The sequence below is a fragment of the Xanthomonas sp. NCPPB 2586 genome (assembly GCF_041475775.2).
GTDB classification, from domain to species: Bacteria; Pseudomonadota; Gammaproteobacteria; order Xanthomonadales; family Xanthomonadaceae; genus Xanthomonas; species Xanthomonas campestris.
On sequence record NZ_CM192981.1, the window covers coordinates 1,855,253 to 1,868,239 of the forward strand.

The 12,987-nt window shown below is 65.7% G+C and carries 12 protein-coding genes; 7 read left to right on the plus strand and 5 right to left on the minus strand.

Annotation, left to right across the window (positions count from 1 at the left end; genetic code table 11):
• Nucleotides 1-515 precede the first annotated feature (515 nt).
• On the plus strand, nt 516-1,115 hold the full coding sequence (gene nudK / locus ACCQ09_RS07820; protein ID WP_057672025.1) for a GDP-mannose pyrophosphatase NudK: 600 nt from the start codon (nt 516-518) through the stop codon (nt 1,113-1,115).
• Between the two features lie 197 nt (nt 1,116-1,312).
• Here the strand turns inward: nudK and ACCQ09_RS07825 are convergent, their stop codons facing one another.
• The gene (locus ACCQ09_RS07825; RefSeq protein WP_057672028.1) at nt 1,313-1,843 is read right to left on the minus strand and encodes a hypothetical protein; all 531 of its coding nucleotides are present in this window, start codon (nt 1,841-1,843) and stop codon (nt 1,313-1,315) included.
• Between the two features lie 25 nt (nt 1,844-1,868).
• Complete coding sequence (locus tag ACCQ09_RS07830; RefSeq protein ID WP_228427948.1) at nt 1,869-3,374, minus strand: helicase HerA-like domain-containing protein; 1,506 nt, start codon at nt 3,372-3,374, stop codon at nt 1,869-1,871.
• Between the two features lie 235 nt (nt 3,375-3,609).
• On the opposite strand from ACCQ09_RS07830, the gene ACCQ09_RS07835 reads away from it, so the two are divergent.
• Nucleotides 3,610-5,190, plus strand: coding sequence for a transglycosylase SLT domain-containing protein (locus ACCQ09_RS07835; protein WP_029628919.1), 1,581 nt, complete (start codon nt 3,610-3,612; stop codon nt 5,188-5,190).
• 90 nt (nt 5,191-5,280) lie between these two features.
• Here ACCQ09_RS07835 and ACCQ09_RS07840 read toward each other — a convergent pair whose 3' ends face one another.
• The 3 genes from ACCQ09_RS07840 to ACCQ09_RS07850 form a co-directional block, all read right to left on the minus strand.
• The gene (locus tag ACCQ09_RS07840) at nt 5,281-6,270 is read right to left on the minus strand and encodes a hypothetical protein (RefSeq protein WP_228427949.1); all 990 of its coding nucleotides are present in this window, start codon (nt 6,268-6,270) and stop codon (nt 5,281-5,283) included.
• A 282-nt stretch (nt 6,271-6,552) separates the two neighbouring features.
• Entirely contained in the window at nt 6,553-7,401 is an 849-nt protein-coding gene (gene asd, locus ACCQ09_RS07845; RefSeq protein WP_228427950.1) for an archaetidylserine decarboxylase, read from the minus strand.
• A complete protein-coding gene (locus ACCQ09_RS07850; protein ID WP_012437945.1) occupies nt 7,398-8,048 on the minus strand; it encodes an SCO family protein in 651 nt (216 codons plus the stop codon). The genes asd and ACCQ09_RS07850 overlap by 4 nt, the downstream gene beginning before the upstream one ends.
• Before the next feature lie 80 nt (nt 8,049-8,128).
• Here ACCQ09_RS07850 and prmB point away from each other — a divergent pair, with 80 nt between their 5' ends.
• The 5 genes from prmB (at nt 8,129) to ACCQ09_RS07875 (ending at nt 12,787) form a co-directional block, all read left to right on the plus strand.
• Nucleotides 8,129-9,055, plus strand: coding sequence for a 50S ribosomal protein L3 N(5)-glutamine methyltransferase (prmB, locus tag ACCQ09_RS07855; protein WP_014508235.1), 927 nt, complete (start codon nt 8,129-8,131; stop codon nt 9,053-9,055).
• Entirely contained in the window at nt 9,045-9,533 is a 489-nt protein-coding gene (locus ACCQ09_RS07860) for a hypothetical protein (RefSeq protein ID WP_228427952.1), read from the plus strand. Before prmB ends, ACCQ09_RS07860 begins: the two co-directional genes overlap by 11 nt.
• The gene (aroC, locus tag ACCQ09_RS07865; protein ID WP_042598384.1) at nt 9,523-10,626 is read left to right on the plus strand and encodes a chorismate synthase; all 1,104 of its coding nucleotides are present in this window, start codon (nt 9,523-9,525) and stop codon (nt 10,624-10,626) included. Before ACCQ09_RS07860 ends, aroC begins: the two co-directional genes overlap by 11 nt.
• Nucleotides 10,619-11,677: a 2-hydroxyacid dehydrogenase gene (locus ACCQ09_RS07870; protein WP_228427954.1), complete on the plus strand. Its 1,059-nt coding sequence runs from the start codon at nt 10,619-10,621 to the stop codon at nt 11,675-11,677. The genes aroC and ACCQ09_RS07870 overlap by 8 nt, the downstream gene beginning before the upstream one ends.
• 84 nt (nt 11,678-11,761) lie before the next feature.
• Nucleotides 11,762-12,787, plus strand: a complete 1,026-nt coding sequence (locus tag ACCQ09_RS07875; protein ID WP_228427956.1) for an aspartate-semialdehyde dehydrogenase — start codon at nt 11,762-11,764, stop codon at nt 12,785-12,787.
• Nucleotides 12,788-12,987 lie beyond the last annotated feature (200 nt).

Sequence of the window (12,987 nt, forward strand, 5' to 3'; positions counted from 1 at the left end):
CGTGCCGGCGCGCAATTGGATGTCCCGGTTGTTCGGTAGTGGAAGAGCTCGGTAGCTGAGTTGGAGAGGGACAGGGGAGTGTGGGGAGTGCGCGGTAGAGAGCGGGGAGGGCGTTCCCTTGTTGATTGGCTAATCTGGCGTGCGTCCGCTCCGTGCCGAGTTGCTGTCACTGTTGGGGGCGCGCGATATCTGCATGAGCATGGGCGTCGAATGCGCATGACGGTGACGCATGGGAGTGCGATGTTTCGTCCAGTGGAGGCGTGCACCGATTGTTGCAGGATGCAGCGCGGCGATCAGCGTGAGTACCGGGTCGCTGGCGTGCGACTGCGTCAGGCGCACCTACGTCACGCGTCAACACACTCATCGGCATCACGTCGCGAAACAGGGCAGCCCTCATGCAGCAAGGCGCATCCCGTGCCTTGCGCCGGGTAAACTGCGCAGTCCGCGCAATCCCCGGCCAGACGGCGGGGCACGGTGTTGCGCTGTTGATCGGTCATGTCACAAGGAGTGTCGTCTTGCTTCCAACCGCCACCGGCAACCCGCAGGTTCGTGTTCGGTCCATCGATGTGCTCTCGGACAACTGGTATGTCCTGCGCAAGGTCACCTTCGATTTCCAGCGCAAGGATGGCCGCTGGCAGACCTTGTCGCGGGAGGCCTACGATCGCGGCAATGGCGCCACCATTCTGCTGTACAGCCGCGCCAGGCAAACGGTGATGCTCACCCGCCAGTTCCGGCTGCCGACCCTGCTCAACGGCAACCCCGCCGGCATGCTGATCGAAGCCTGCGCCGGCCTGCTGGATCAGGACGATCCCGAGGCCTGTATCCGCAAGGAAACCGAAGAGGAAACCGGCTATCGCATCGAGAACGTGCGTAAGGTCTTCGAGGCCTTCATGAGCCCGGGCTCGGTGACCGAACGTCTGTATTTCTTCGTCGGTGAATATGTCGACGGCGACAAGGTGAGCGCCGGCGGTGGGGTCGAAGAAGACGGCGAAGAGATCGAGGTGCTGGAACTGTCGCTCGACGCTGCGCTGGCGATGATTGCTACCGGCGGAATTGCCGATGCCAAGACCATCATGTTGCTGCAGTACGCCAAGTTGCATGGCCTGTTAGCCTGATCCGATCGGTCTTATTCGGGAGTGCCGTCTTAAGCTAAGCCTAGATGTGCGTCAGGTCTGAGCCCCTAAAAGCTTTGACATTACGGGCCTTGTCCCTTCTTGCCGGTTCCTGATGATGCGCGGCGAGCCGCAAGACAAAGCGGTGCGTCCCTCTAGAGGCCGAAGCGGAAATGCTGTCCGGCCCTTAGCGCAAGCCGCTACAAGCTCAGCTTTCTAAGTACCTTGTCGCCGTCTTCCGGTGGTCTGCCGCTGTGGCAGCTATCGCCGTCCTGAGCAAGGATATAGTTGGTGCGCATGGTGCCATCAGAGGCGGCGTCTGGTTCTACGCTGAACCCATAGATGGTAGGTCCAATCATCGGATCATTCGAATCCACGAAGTTGAGTATTAGGCAGCTACCGATCTTCTGGTCCATGTCCCACGAGCCGGTAATGGTTGCTGGTGCAGCATTGGCTTTGTCGCCGGCCATGCATGTTGTCTTCAACGTGTATCGCTGGATGGTGCTACTCGGTGTTGCCATCGAGAGAGAAAGCTCGGCATGGACAACCTGGCAGTCTTCCTTGTACGAGTTCAGCTTTCCGACGTAGGTGCCGATCAGCAGATACTGCCGCTGTAGGGGCCAGAGGTCACTTGGATGCGCCTGCTGAGCAGCGGCCATGCCTGGAAAGGCCGTCACAGTTGCACTGACAAAAGAAAAGACCAACAAGCTTTTTAAGGCGTTCTTGAACATGGATGAGTCCTTTCGTCGTTCGTACTCAACGCTTCCCACCAAAAATACTGCCGAAAATACCGCGCACGATCTGTTGCCCGATCTTGTTGCCCACGGTGCGCGAGGTCTGCTTGGCCATGGCCTCGAGCATGCCCTGGCGGCGCTTGGTGCCGAACACCGCGTCCTTGATCGCCTGGCCGAAGCCGCTGTCCTGCGCGTCGTCCTCTTCGCGGGTGCGCGCCGGCGGTGCGTTGGTCTGCTCGGCCACCTGTTCGACTCGCCGCGCCAACAGCTCGGCGGCCGATTCGCGATTGATCGCGGTGTCGTAGCGCGTGCCCACCGGGCTGGCGGCACGCACCTGCGCCCGCTCGTTGTCGGCTAAAGCGCCCATGCGGCAGCGCGGCGGCGCAATCAGGGTCTGCTGCACCGGTGCCGGCACGCCCTTGCCTTGCAGTGGAGACACCAGTGCCTCGCCGGTGCCCAGGCTGGAAATGGCGGTGGCCACGTCGAGCTTCGGGTTGGCGACAAACGTCTGTGCAGCGGTCTTGACCGCCTTCTGGTCGCGCGGCGTGTATGCACGCAACGCATGCTGCACGCGGTTGCCTAGCTGGCCGAGGATGTTGTCTGGGATATCGTCGGGGAACTGCGAGCAGAAATACACGCCCACGCCCTTGGAGCGGATCAGGCGCACCACCTGTTCGATGCGCTGCACCAGCGCAGGCGGCGCATCGTCGAACAACAGGTGCGCCTCGTCGAACACGAACACCAGCTTGGGCTGCTCCAGGTCGCCCACTTCCGGCAGGCGCTCGAACAGTTCCGACAGCAGCCAGAGCAGGAAGGTGGAATATAGCCGCGGCTTGAGCACCAGCTGGTTGGCGGCCAGGATGCCGATCACCCCGCGGCCGTCCGGTGCCACCCGCATCAGGTCGGCAAATTCCAGCGCCGGCTCGCCGAAGAACTGTTCGCCGCCATCCTGCGACAGCCGCAGCAAGGCGCGCTGGATCGCCGCCACCGACTGCGCCGACACCAAGCCATAGCTGGTGGAGAGCTCCTTGCGTTCTTCCACCACCAACGCCAGCAGGGCGCGCAGGTCGTCCAGGTCCAGCAACAGCAGGCCGCGGTCGTCGGCCAGCTTGAACACGATGTCCAGCACGCCGGACTGGGTGTCATTGAGCTCCAGGATGCGCGCAAGCAAGGTGGGGCCCATTTCGCTCACGGTCGTGCGCACCGGGTGGCCCAACTGCCCGTACAGGTCCCAGAACACCACCGGGTTGGCGGCCGGCACGTAATCGCCGACGCCGATCTCCGTTGCGCGCTGCAGCACGCCGGGCGCGCCATCGCCGGCCACCGCCAGGCCGCCCACGTCGCCTTTGACGTCGGCCAGGAACACCGGCACGCCCAGGCGCGAGAAGCCTTCGGCCAGGGTCATCAAGGTGACGGTCTTGCCGGTGCCGGTAGCCCCGGCCACCAGACCGTGCCGGTTGCCGAAGCGGCCCTCCAGAACCACCGGAATACCGTCGGTAATGCCTTTGCCGAGCAGGAACGAGGCCATTGCGCAGATCCGGTAGGAAAGGCCGGATTCTAGCCGTCAAACCTGGCCGGCACAGGGTATTTGCCCATTCGCCAATGGCATCTGCCGGCGGCAGGCCCGGTGCGGGCGCCGGGCTGCCGCTTTGCGCTGGATGCGGTAGCCAACCTAACGGCGCACTGACCCTGCCGGGCCCGCCGCCTTGCCCCGGTGTCACCCCGGCGGCTACCCTGCCTGCCTTTCCGCTGTACTGCCGACGATGCCGCTCGCTCATTTTGGTTTGCGCCCATGGCCCGTGTTGGCCGTGCTGGCGTTGTTGTCCCTCGCTCCTACCGCCCATGCCTTGTCCAAGCGCGATACCGAAAAGGTCGCCGCGCTGGATGCACGCATGGCCGCCGCCGAGAAGCGCTACCGCGACGCCCTGGTGTTGGTGAACAACTCCGACCCCAAGGGCACCGCCGAAGGCGACGCCGCACTGGAGGACATGGAAGACGTCATCGACGCCTGCATCAAGCAGCGTGGCTGCCTGGTGGCCAATCAGCTGTCGACCTACAAGCGCCTGCTCAAGGCGCGCGCGGATGCGGAAGCGCCGGCGTCCGACGAGCCGGAAGACGACGACACCCTGCTGCAGGCCGACCCGGACCACATCGGCCCGCTGGCGACCGACGTCCCCGCTGCGGCCCGCACGGCCAGTCTGCTCAACGACCAGCAGCACGACTTCGACAAGATGGTGCAGTACAACCCGGCGGTGCAGGCCGGCATCCGTCGCTGGCTGACCGACATGCGTCCATCGCTGCTGACCAGCTATGAGAACTACGCCAACCTGCGGGCGGTGATGTGGCCGGAATGGCAGAAACGCGCGCTGCCGGAGGCGCTGCTGTTCGGCATCATGGCCAAGGAATCCAACGGCAAGGTGCACGCCAGTTCGCGTGCGGGCGCCGCAGGGCTGATGCAGTTCATGCCGGCCACCGGGCGCCGCTTCGGACTGGGCCCGGACGGTACCGGTTTCGATACCCGCTTCGATGCGCGCAGTGCTGCCGAGGCCAGCGCCGCCTATCTCAACGAGCGCATGGTGGGGCTCAACCGCAGCATTGAACTCGCCTTGGCGGCGTACAACGGTGGCGAAGGGCGCGCGGCACGCGTCTTTGCCCAGTCCGGTGGCCGCGGGTTCTGGGAGCAGGACGTCTACAACCAGTTCCCGGCTGAAACCAAGGACTACGTGCCGATGGTGATCGCCGCGGCCTGGATCTTCCTGCACCCGCGCCAGTACGGTGTGGACTTTCCCAAGCTCAATGCACAGTCGGCCACCATCAAGTTGGCCAAGTCGACCACCATTTACGAACTCACCATCTGCCTGGGCAGCATGGGCACGCGCGACGGCTACATGCGCGCGCTGCGCAATCTCAACCCGCGCTACGAACCCGATGGCTGGATCCCGGCCGGGACCACCATCAACGCCACCAGCCGCATCGCCAGCCTGTACACCCGTTATTGCGTGAGCGGCCCGCGCGCCGACCTGGCCCGCGCGCTGATCACCGCCGACCTCAATAGCGCGATCGTGCGCACCAGCGCGCCGGAGTACGTGCCCAGCGTGGCGGTGGGCGATGTCAGCCCGATGGCCGGCGTGCCGACCACGGTGGCCACCGGCCAGCCGGCAGTCGCCAAGCCCAAGGCCAAGCAGGTGCGCAGCTACACCATTGCCAAGGGCGACACCCTGGGCCGGGTCGCGCAGAAGTACCAGTGCGAGATCAAGGAGCTGGCCAAGGCCAACGGCCTGAAGGCGCCGTCGTACGCGCTCAAGCCGGGGCAACCGATCAAGCTGGCTGGTTGCGATCGCTGAGAGCTACAGCTTCCCGACGGGACTCATGGCGTAGGCGTCGGCCAGCACGCGGTCGGCCGCGTGCTGCCGCGGATACCGGCCGGGACGCAGTCACTGCGTGGCGGGAGCGGGCGCTGCTGGAGCGGCATCCGCATTCTTGTCCGACGCGGGCGCGGCGTCCTGCCAGAAGGTCTGTGCCTTCGCCCACCAGCGTGTCCAGCGTGCACGCCAGCCCTGCCGTAGTGCGTCGGGGCCCAGTTTGCTGGTCTGCTGCTCGGCAAAACGCATCAGATCCCTGGTGGCAGGCGCCGCGTTCTGTTCGATCGCCTGCCACATGAAGCGGGTGAGGATGCGGGCGATCGCCCAGCTCGAGTCCAGGTCGCCACTCTCCGCTTCGATGCGGGTGATCAATGCCTGCAGTTCGGCGCGCACGTCCGGCGGCACCTTCGGGTTTTCGCTCAGGCGTTTGAGCCGGCGCAGGCCTTCCAGCAACCGGTGCTCGGCAAAATCCTGGCCCACGCGCGCCAGCTCGCCCAGCCAGGGTGTACGCAACGCCAGGCCGATCGCATCCGCATGCAGCACCGCCGCATCCCAGCGCTTGTCCTGGATGGCCGCATAAGCCATCACCACGTGCAGCATGAGCAAGGTGGTGAGGGTGTCGTCGGGATTGGCGTCGTGTTTCCACAGGCTGTCGCTGGAGCGCTGCGCAAGCTGCGGCCAGTGCTTGCGTTCGAACGCCACCGAGCGCAGTGCCGTGGCGATCAGCGCGCCCTGCGACCCGCAATCGCGCTCCAGCAGGTCCGCTTCGGCGATCGCGGGCAGCAGTTTGTTGGCGGACAGTGCGGTGTAGGACAGCATCGCGTGGAGCATGCAGATGTCGTCGGCAGTCAGTGGTTCCGGCGGCGTGTCCAGCAGGCTGCCGCCGCGCTGGTAGGCGGCAAAGGCGACCGGCAACCCATGCTCACTGAACTGCCGGTAGCCCCGGTATTGCAGGCCCGAACGCAGCGCATCCAGCTGCTGTTGCTCGCTCTGCTGGCCACAACCGGCCAGCACCGTGGCGAGGGCGACGGCCAGCGGCCATCGCAACATCCGTGTGGTCATGCAGGGTCCTAGGTGGGAAGTGTCCGGTGCGCCATGGCAGCGTACTGCGTTGGCGTAGCCGGTGCCGCACTTGTCTGTCAGTGGAGCGGCGTGTGCGCGTTTGGCCAGGTTCTAAAGCGTAGCCAAACGAAGCGCCGAAACGCCTGGCGCGTTGCGTCTTGCTCAACCACGCAGCAGTCTGCGGCACGTGCGCGTGTCAGAGCGCGGCGACGTCTGACGAAAGCACGATGACCGTAGCGTCGCGCGAGTGAAGTGTTTAAACGCCTGTCGCGCCGCTGCGCGTCAGGCCACCTGGCGTCGTGCCAGCGCCTGTCCCAGCCGCACCGACGATTCCGCAGCCAGCCCGCCTTCAAGCGCGGCAACGCCCGGCGGCAGCAAGACGATGACCGTCGATCCATAATTGAAGCGCGCCATCTCCGCAAAGCGCTCCAGCGTGATCCCCTTGCCGCGGTAATCCTTGCGCGTGATGCGGTCGCCGTAGCGCGGGATCTCCACACCGCTCCAGACGGTTTCCACGCCGGACACCAGCAGCGCGCCCACCATCACCGAGGCCATCGGGCCGAAGTCGGTATCGAAGTGGCACACCAGGCGTTCGTTGCGGGCGAACAGCCGCGGCACGTTGCGCACTGCATCGGGGCCAACACTGAAAAGCCGGCCAGGCACATGCACGGTTTCGCGCAAGGTGCCGCTCCACGGCATGTGCACGCGGTGATAGTCCTTCGGCGACAGATACACCGTGGCGAACAGGCCATTGTTGAAGGGCACGGCGGCGGACTCATCGCCGAGCAGTTCCGCAGCCGTGAACGATTGGCCCTTGGCCTGGAAGATGCGCCCGTTCTCGATCGGCCCGAGCTGGCTGATGCGCCCGTCCGCCGGCATCAACAGCGCCTGCGGGTCGGCGTCGGGCACGCGCGCGCCGGGCTTCAGCGCACGGGTGAAAAACGCATTGAAGGTGGGGTAGGCGCGCGGATCCGGCTCCTGGGCTTCGCTCAGATCCACGCCAAACTTGCGCGTGACCGTGTCGATCAGCCACTGCTTGGTCGCTGGCGACTTGGAATACGCCAGGGCGCGCGCCAGCGAGGACAGCAGCCGATGCGGCAGCACGTAGGTCAGGGAAGTGACAAGACTCACGGAGCGGTTACCTTGGTCAGCTGTTGGAGGTCGGCGGCAATCGCCTTCGGGTCGAGCGGCGGACGGATCAGGCCAGCGAGCCGGCCCTGCGGATCGAGCACGGCGATGCCGGCCGAGTGATCCATGCTGTAGTCGTTGGGGTTTTGGGCGAAATTCTTGCCTGGCACTTTCTGGAAAACGAACCCCAGCGCGGTGGCGAATCGCTCAAGCGACGGCTCATCGGCCGTGGCCGCCAGCGTGTCCTTGTGGAAGGCGTGCGCATATTCGCCCAGGCGTGCGGGCGGGTCGCGCTGCGGGTCCACCGACACGAACAGCACGCGCGGGCGCAGGCTCTCGGGAACGCTCTCCCACTGCCGCTGGGCCACCGCCAGATCGGTCAGCGTGGTGGGGCAGACATCCGGGCAGAAGGTGAAGCCCAGGAACACCAGAGTCCAATGGCCGTTCAATTCGCCGGGCACCAGCTGGGTGCCATCTGACTGGCGCAGGCTGAACCGCGGCAGCGGGCGCGGCTGTGGGTAGAAGGTGATGGTCTGGGTGGGCGGCCAGGGCGAGCGCGGGGTGCCGCCAAGGAACTTCTGGCCCAGCAACAGGCCCAGCCCGGCGGCCAGCGCCACCAGCAGCACGATGCCGGTATTGCGATTGAACATGGCGGTTTCCAGTGCAACGGACGCTCATGATACCGATCCGACCTCTATAATCGGGGGCCGAACACTTCTTAGTTGTTGCCATGACTGCCGCCGCGGCCGACGAACTGCACACCATCATCGACCTGATCCGCTACGGCACCAGCCGTTTCAACGAGGCCGGTCTCACCTTCGGCCACAGCTACGACAACGCGCTGGACGAAGCCACGCAGCTGGTCCTGCACAGCCTGCACCTGCCGCACGATCTGGGCCCGGCCTACGGCCAGGCACGCCTGCTGCGCGCAGAAAAGGAGCGCGTGCTGGCACTGTTCCAGCGCCGCGTCGACGAGCGCGTGCCGGCGGCATATCTCACCGGCGAGGCCTGGTTTGCCGGGCTGAGTTTCAAGAGCGATGCGCGCGCACTGGTGCCGCGTTCGCCGATCGCCGAACTGATCGAAGCTGGTTTCGAGCCCTGGCTGGGCGGCCGCGAAGTGACCCGCGCGCTGGACCTGTGCACCGGCTCCGGCTGCATCGCCATCGCGATGGGCCACTACAACCCGCATTGGGACGTGGACGGCGTGGACATCAGCGATGACGCGCTGGCGCTGGCCGCCGAGAACAAGACGCGCCTGCATGCCGACAACGTCAGCCTGCTCAAATCCGATCTGTTCACCGGCCTGGCCGGGCGGCAGTACGACCTGATCGTGACCAACCCGCCGTATGTCACCAACGACGAAACCGACGCGCTGCCGCAGGAATATTCCTATGAGCCGGAACTCGGCCTGCGTGCGGGCGACGATGGCCTGGACCTGGTGCTGAAGATCCTGCGCGATGCGCCGCAGCACCTCAGCGAAGACGGCCTGCTGATCTGTGAAGTGGGCGAGTCCGAGCAGCACCTGATCAAGCTGCTGCCGGAAGTGGATTTCGCCTGGGTCGAGTTCAAGGTCGGCCAGATGGGCATCTTCGCGGTCGAATGCCGCGAGTTGATCGCACACAGCGCGCGCATCACCGAGCTGGCCAGTGCGCGCTGAGGCACGCACGCACCGGCCACATCTGAGCGATGTCGTGCTGCTGGTGCCGGTGTCCGTGCTCGGCATGTGCATTCCGTTCGGACTGCTCGATGTGGTGTTTCGGTTGTTCGACCCGATGTACGGCGGCCCGGCACTTCAGCGCTGGGCCAGTGCCGCTGCAGAAATCACCTTCGGGTCCATGGCATTTTTCGGACTCGTCTGTGCCTGGGTCGTGATCACCAGCTCGGATGCCACATTACGTGCGCATCGGCGCCGCAGCTGGATCGTGGCCTTTGGCCTGCTGGTCGGAATCGGCGTGGCGGTGCATTTGCTGGCCAACTGGTTGCTCAGCGGCCATGCCCGGCTGAGCGTGTTCCTGCTCGTGGCAAGTGGTGTGCTGGCAGTGGCGCCACTGCTGGTCGCCGCACGTCACCTGCCGCGCATGCTGCACGCGCGGCAGCCTGCAGAGATGTTGAAAGGATGCCGTCATGGGCAGTAACAGTTTTGGCCGCTTGTTCACGGTCACCACCTTCGGCGAATCACATGGGCCGGCGATCGGCTGCATCATCGACGGTTGCCCTCCCGGCCTGGAGATCGCGCCGGAAGAGTTCACCCACGACCTGCAGCGACGTGCCACCGGCAAGAGCCGGCACACTTCCGCGCGCCGCGAAGCCGACGAGATCGAAATCCTGTCCGGCGTCTACGAGGGCCGCACCACCGGCACGCCGATCGGGCTGCTGATCCGCAACACCGATCAGCGCAGCAAGGACTACACCAACATCGCCCAGCAGTTCCGCCCCGGGCATGCTGATTACACCTATTGGCAGAAGTACGGCATCCGCGACCCGCGTGGTGGCGGGCGCTCGTCCGCGCGCGAAACTACCATGCGCGTGGCCGCCGGCGTGATCGCCAAAAAGTGGCTCAAGCAGCGCTACGGCGTGCTGGTGCGCGGTTTCCTGTCGCAGTTGGGCGAGATCCGCCCGAGCGGGTTTGATTGGGATGCGGTGGAAGACAACCCGTTCTTCTGGCCGCATGCGGCGCAGGTGCCGGAGCTGGAAACCTATATGGATGCGCTGCGCAAGTCCGGTGACTCGGTCGGTGCGCGCGTGGACGTGGTGGCCGGTGGCGTGCCGCCGGGATGGGGCGAGCCGATCTACGGCAAGCTGGATTCCGAACTGGCCGCGGCGCTGATGAGCATCAATGCGGTCAAGGGTGTGGAGATTGGCGATGGCTTCGCCAGTGCCGCGCAGAAGGGCACCGAACACCGCGATTTGATCACCCCGGAAGGCTTCCTCAGCAATCACGCTGGCGGCATTCTCGGCGGTATTTCCACCGGGCAGGCGGTCACCGCCTCGATGGTGCTCAAGCCGACCTCCAGCCTGCGGCTGCCCGGCGCCACCGTGGATGCCGACGGCGCCGTGGTGGATGTCATCACCACCGGGCGCCACGACCCGTGCGTGGGCATCCGTGCCACGCCGATCGCCGAGGCCATGATGGCGCTGGTGTTGATGGACCAGGCCTTGCGCCATCGCGCCCAATGCGGCGACGTGGGCGAGGTGTCGCCGCTGATTCCCGGTCAGGCCGATGTCTGAGACCGCGCGCCCCAAGGTCTGGGTCAGCCAGCCGTTGTTCGACGATGTGGTCGAACAGCTGGGCGCGCATTTCGAACTGGTCACCACCACGCAGGTCACGGCGTATTCGTCGGCCGACCTGGCCGCGCGGCTGGCCCCGCTGGATGGCGCGCTGGTCACGCTCAACGAGCGCATCGGTGCAGCGGAAATCGCCGCAGCACCGCAGCTGCGCGCCGTCGCCAATGTCGGGGTGGGTTACAACAATCTCGACATCGATGCGCTGAGCGCGGCGGGCATCCTGGCCAGCAACACACCGGATGTGTTGAGCGAAACCACCGCCGACCTGGGGTTTGCCCTGCTGATGGCCACCGCCCGCCGCGTCACCGAAGCCGAACGCTGGCTGCGCGACGGGCAGTGGGGGCAGTGGTCGTTCAAGACCATGCTCGGCGCCGATATCCATGGCAGCACGCTGGGCATCCTGGGCATGGGCCGGATCGGGCAGGGCATCGCCCGGCGCGGCGCGCATGGCTTCGGCATGCGCGTGCTGTACCACAACCGCAGCCAGCTGCCGGCCGAGACCGAACAGGCGGTGGGTGCGCAGTATGTCGACCTCGATACCTTGCTGGCGCAGGCCGATCACCTGGTACTGGTGCTGCCCTACACCCAGGCCTCGCACCACATCATCGATGCCGCCGCGCTGGCGAAGATGCGGCCCACCGCCACGCTGGTGAACATCGCGCGCGGCGGGATCGTTGATGAGATCGCGCTGGCCGATGCGCTGGCCAATGGCCGCCTGGCCGGTGCCGGTCTCGATGTCTACGAGGGCGAGCCGCGGGTGCGCCCGGAGCTGCTGGCACTGCACAACGTGGTGCTCACCCCGCATATCGGCAGTGCCAGCCTGGCCACGCGCCGCGCGATGGTGCAGCTGGCGGTGGACAACCTGATCGCCGCGCTGGACGTGGGCGCCAACGCCGGGCATCCGCCGAGCGCACTCAACGCCGACGCCGTGGCGGCTGCCAAACGTGGTGGCGCGATCGTGGGCGCAACCAAAACCGCTACGACCAAACGATAGGGAACCTCCGCGGCCAGCTTTGGAGGTTCCCCGAACCCAGCCCGCAGTGCTCCCTTTCTTTCCCCTTTCGATAAAGACATTCTCATGAGCAACGAAACCCGTCGTTTCAACGTCGCCGTCGTGGGCGCCACCGGCGCTGTCGGCGAAACCATGTTGAGCATCCTGGCCGAACGTCAGTTTCCGGTCGCCACCTTGTACGCACTGGCGTCGGCGCGCTCGGCGGGCGGGCAGGTCGAGTTCAACGGCGGCAAGGTCGACGTGCTGGACCTGGCCGACTTCGACCCCACCGGCGTGGATATTGCGCTGTTTTCCGCAGGCGGCAGTGTCTCCAAGGAATACGGCCCCAAGTTCGCTGCGGCCGGTGCGGTGGTGATCGATAATTCCTCGGCGTTCCGCTACGACGACGATGTGCCGCTGGTGGTGTCCGAGGTCAACCCCGAAGCGCTGAAGCAGCGCCCGCGCGGCATCATTGCCAACCCCAATTGCTCGACCATGCAGATGCTGGTGGCGCTGGGCCCGATCCACCGCAAGTACGGCATCGAGCGTATCAACGTGGCAACCTATCAGTCGGTGTCCGGTGGCGGCCGTTCGGCGATGGAGGAGCTGGGCAAGCAGACCAGCGAATTGCTGAGCTTCCAGCAGATCGACCCGCAGCGCTTCCCGGTGCAGATCGCCTTCAACCTGATCCCGCACATCGACGATTTCCAGGACAACGGTTACACCAAGGAAGAGATGAAGCTGGTCTGGGAGACCCGCAAGATCCTCGGCGACGAAAACATCCAGGTGAATCCCACTGCGGTGCGCGTGCCGGTGTTCTACGGGCATTCGGAAGCGGTGGCCATCGAGACCCGCGAGAAGATCACCGTGGCCGAAGCGCGCGCCTTGCTGGCAGCCTCGCCGGGCGTGGAAGTGGTGGACGAGCACAAGGCCGCCGGCTACCCGACCCCGGTGACGCATGCCTCCGGCCAGGACGCGGTGTTCGTTGGCCGCATCCGCGAGGATCTCTCGCACCCGCGCGGCCTGAATCTGTGGATCGTCTCCGACAATATCCGCAAGGGCGCCGCACTCAATGCCGTGCAGCTGGCCGAATTGGTCGCACAGGAAGGCTGAGCCTGCAGCGCCGTAGGAGCGCGCTCGCGCGCGATGGGGCTTGACCGGTAACGCCCATCGCGCACAAGTGCGCTCCTACGTTCATTCGTGTCGATGCCGGGTGTGGACCTCGCCGTAACGCCTGCGCCGGCGCAGTGCGCGGCAAGGCCTGAGCGCTCAGCGTCGTAGGAGCGCGCTCGCGCGCGATGAGGCTTTCCCGG

Excerpts from the sequence above, each read along its gene's own strand:
- ACCQ09_RS07825 (WP_057672028.1), bottom strand. The coding sequence starts at position 1,843 with ATGTTCAAGAACGCCTTAAAAAGCTTGTTGGTCTTTTCTTTTGTCAGT.
- ACCQ09_RS07830 (WP_228427948.1), bottom strand. The coding sequence starts at position 3,374 with ATGGCCTCGTTCCTGCTCGGCAAAGGCATTACCGACGGTATTCCGGTG.
- ACCQ09_RS07835 (WP_029628919.1), top strand. The coding sequence starts at position 3,610 with ATGCCGCTCGCTCATTTTGGTTTGCGCCCATGGCCCGTGTTGGCCGTG.
- ACCQ09_RS07840 (WP_228427949.1), bottom strand. The coding sequence starts at position 6,270 with ATGACCACACGGATGTTGCGATGGCCGCTGGCCGTCGCCCTCGCCACG.
- ACCQ09_RS07850 (WP_012437945.1), bottom strand. The coding sequence starts at position 8,048 with ATGTTCAATCGCAATACCGGCATCGTGCTGCTGGTGGCGCTGGCCGCC.
- prmB (WP_014508235.1), top strand. The coding sequence starts at position 8,129 with ATGACTGCCGCCGCGGCCGACGAACTGCACACCATCATCGACCTGATC.
- aroC (WP_042598384.1), top strand. The coding sequence starts at position 9,523 with ATGGGCAGTAACAGTTTTGGCCGCTTGTTCACGGTCACCACCTTCGGC.
- ACCQ09_RS07870 (WP_228427954.1), top strand. The coding sequence starts at position 10,619 with ATGTCTGAGACCGCGCGCCCCAAGGTCTGGGTCAGCCAGCCGTTGTTC.
- ACCQ09_RS07875 (WP_228427956.1), top strand. The coding sequence starts at position 11,762 with ATGAGCAACGAAACCCGTCGTTTCAACGTCGCCGTCGTGGGCGCCACC.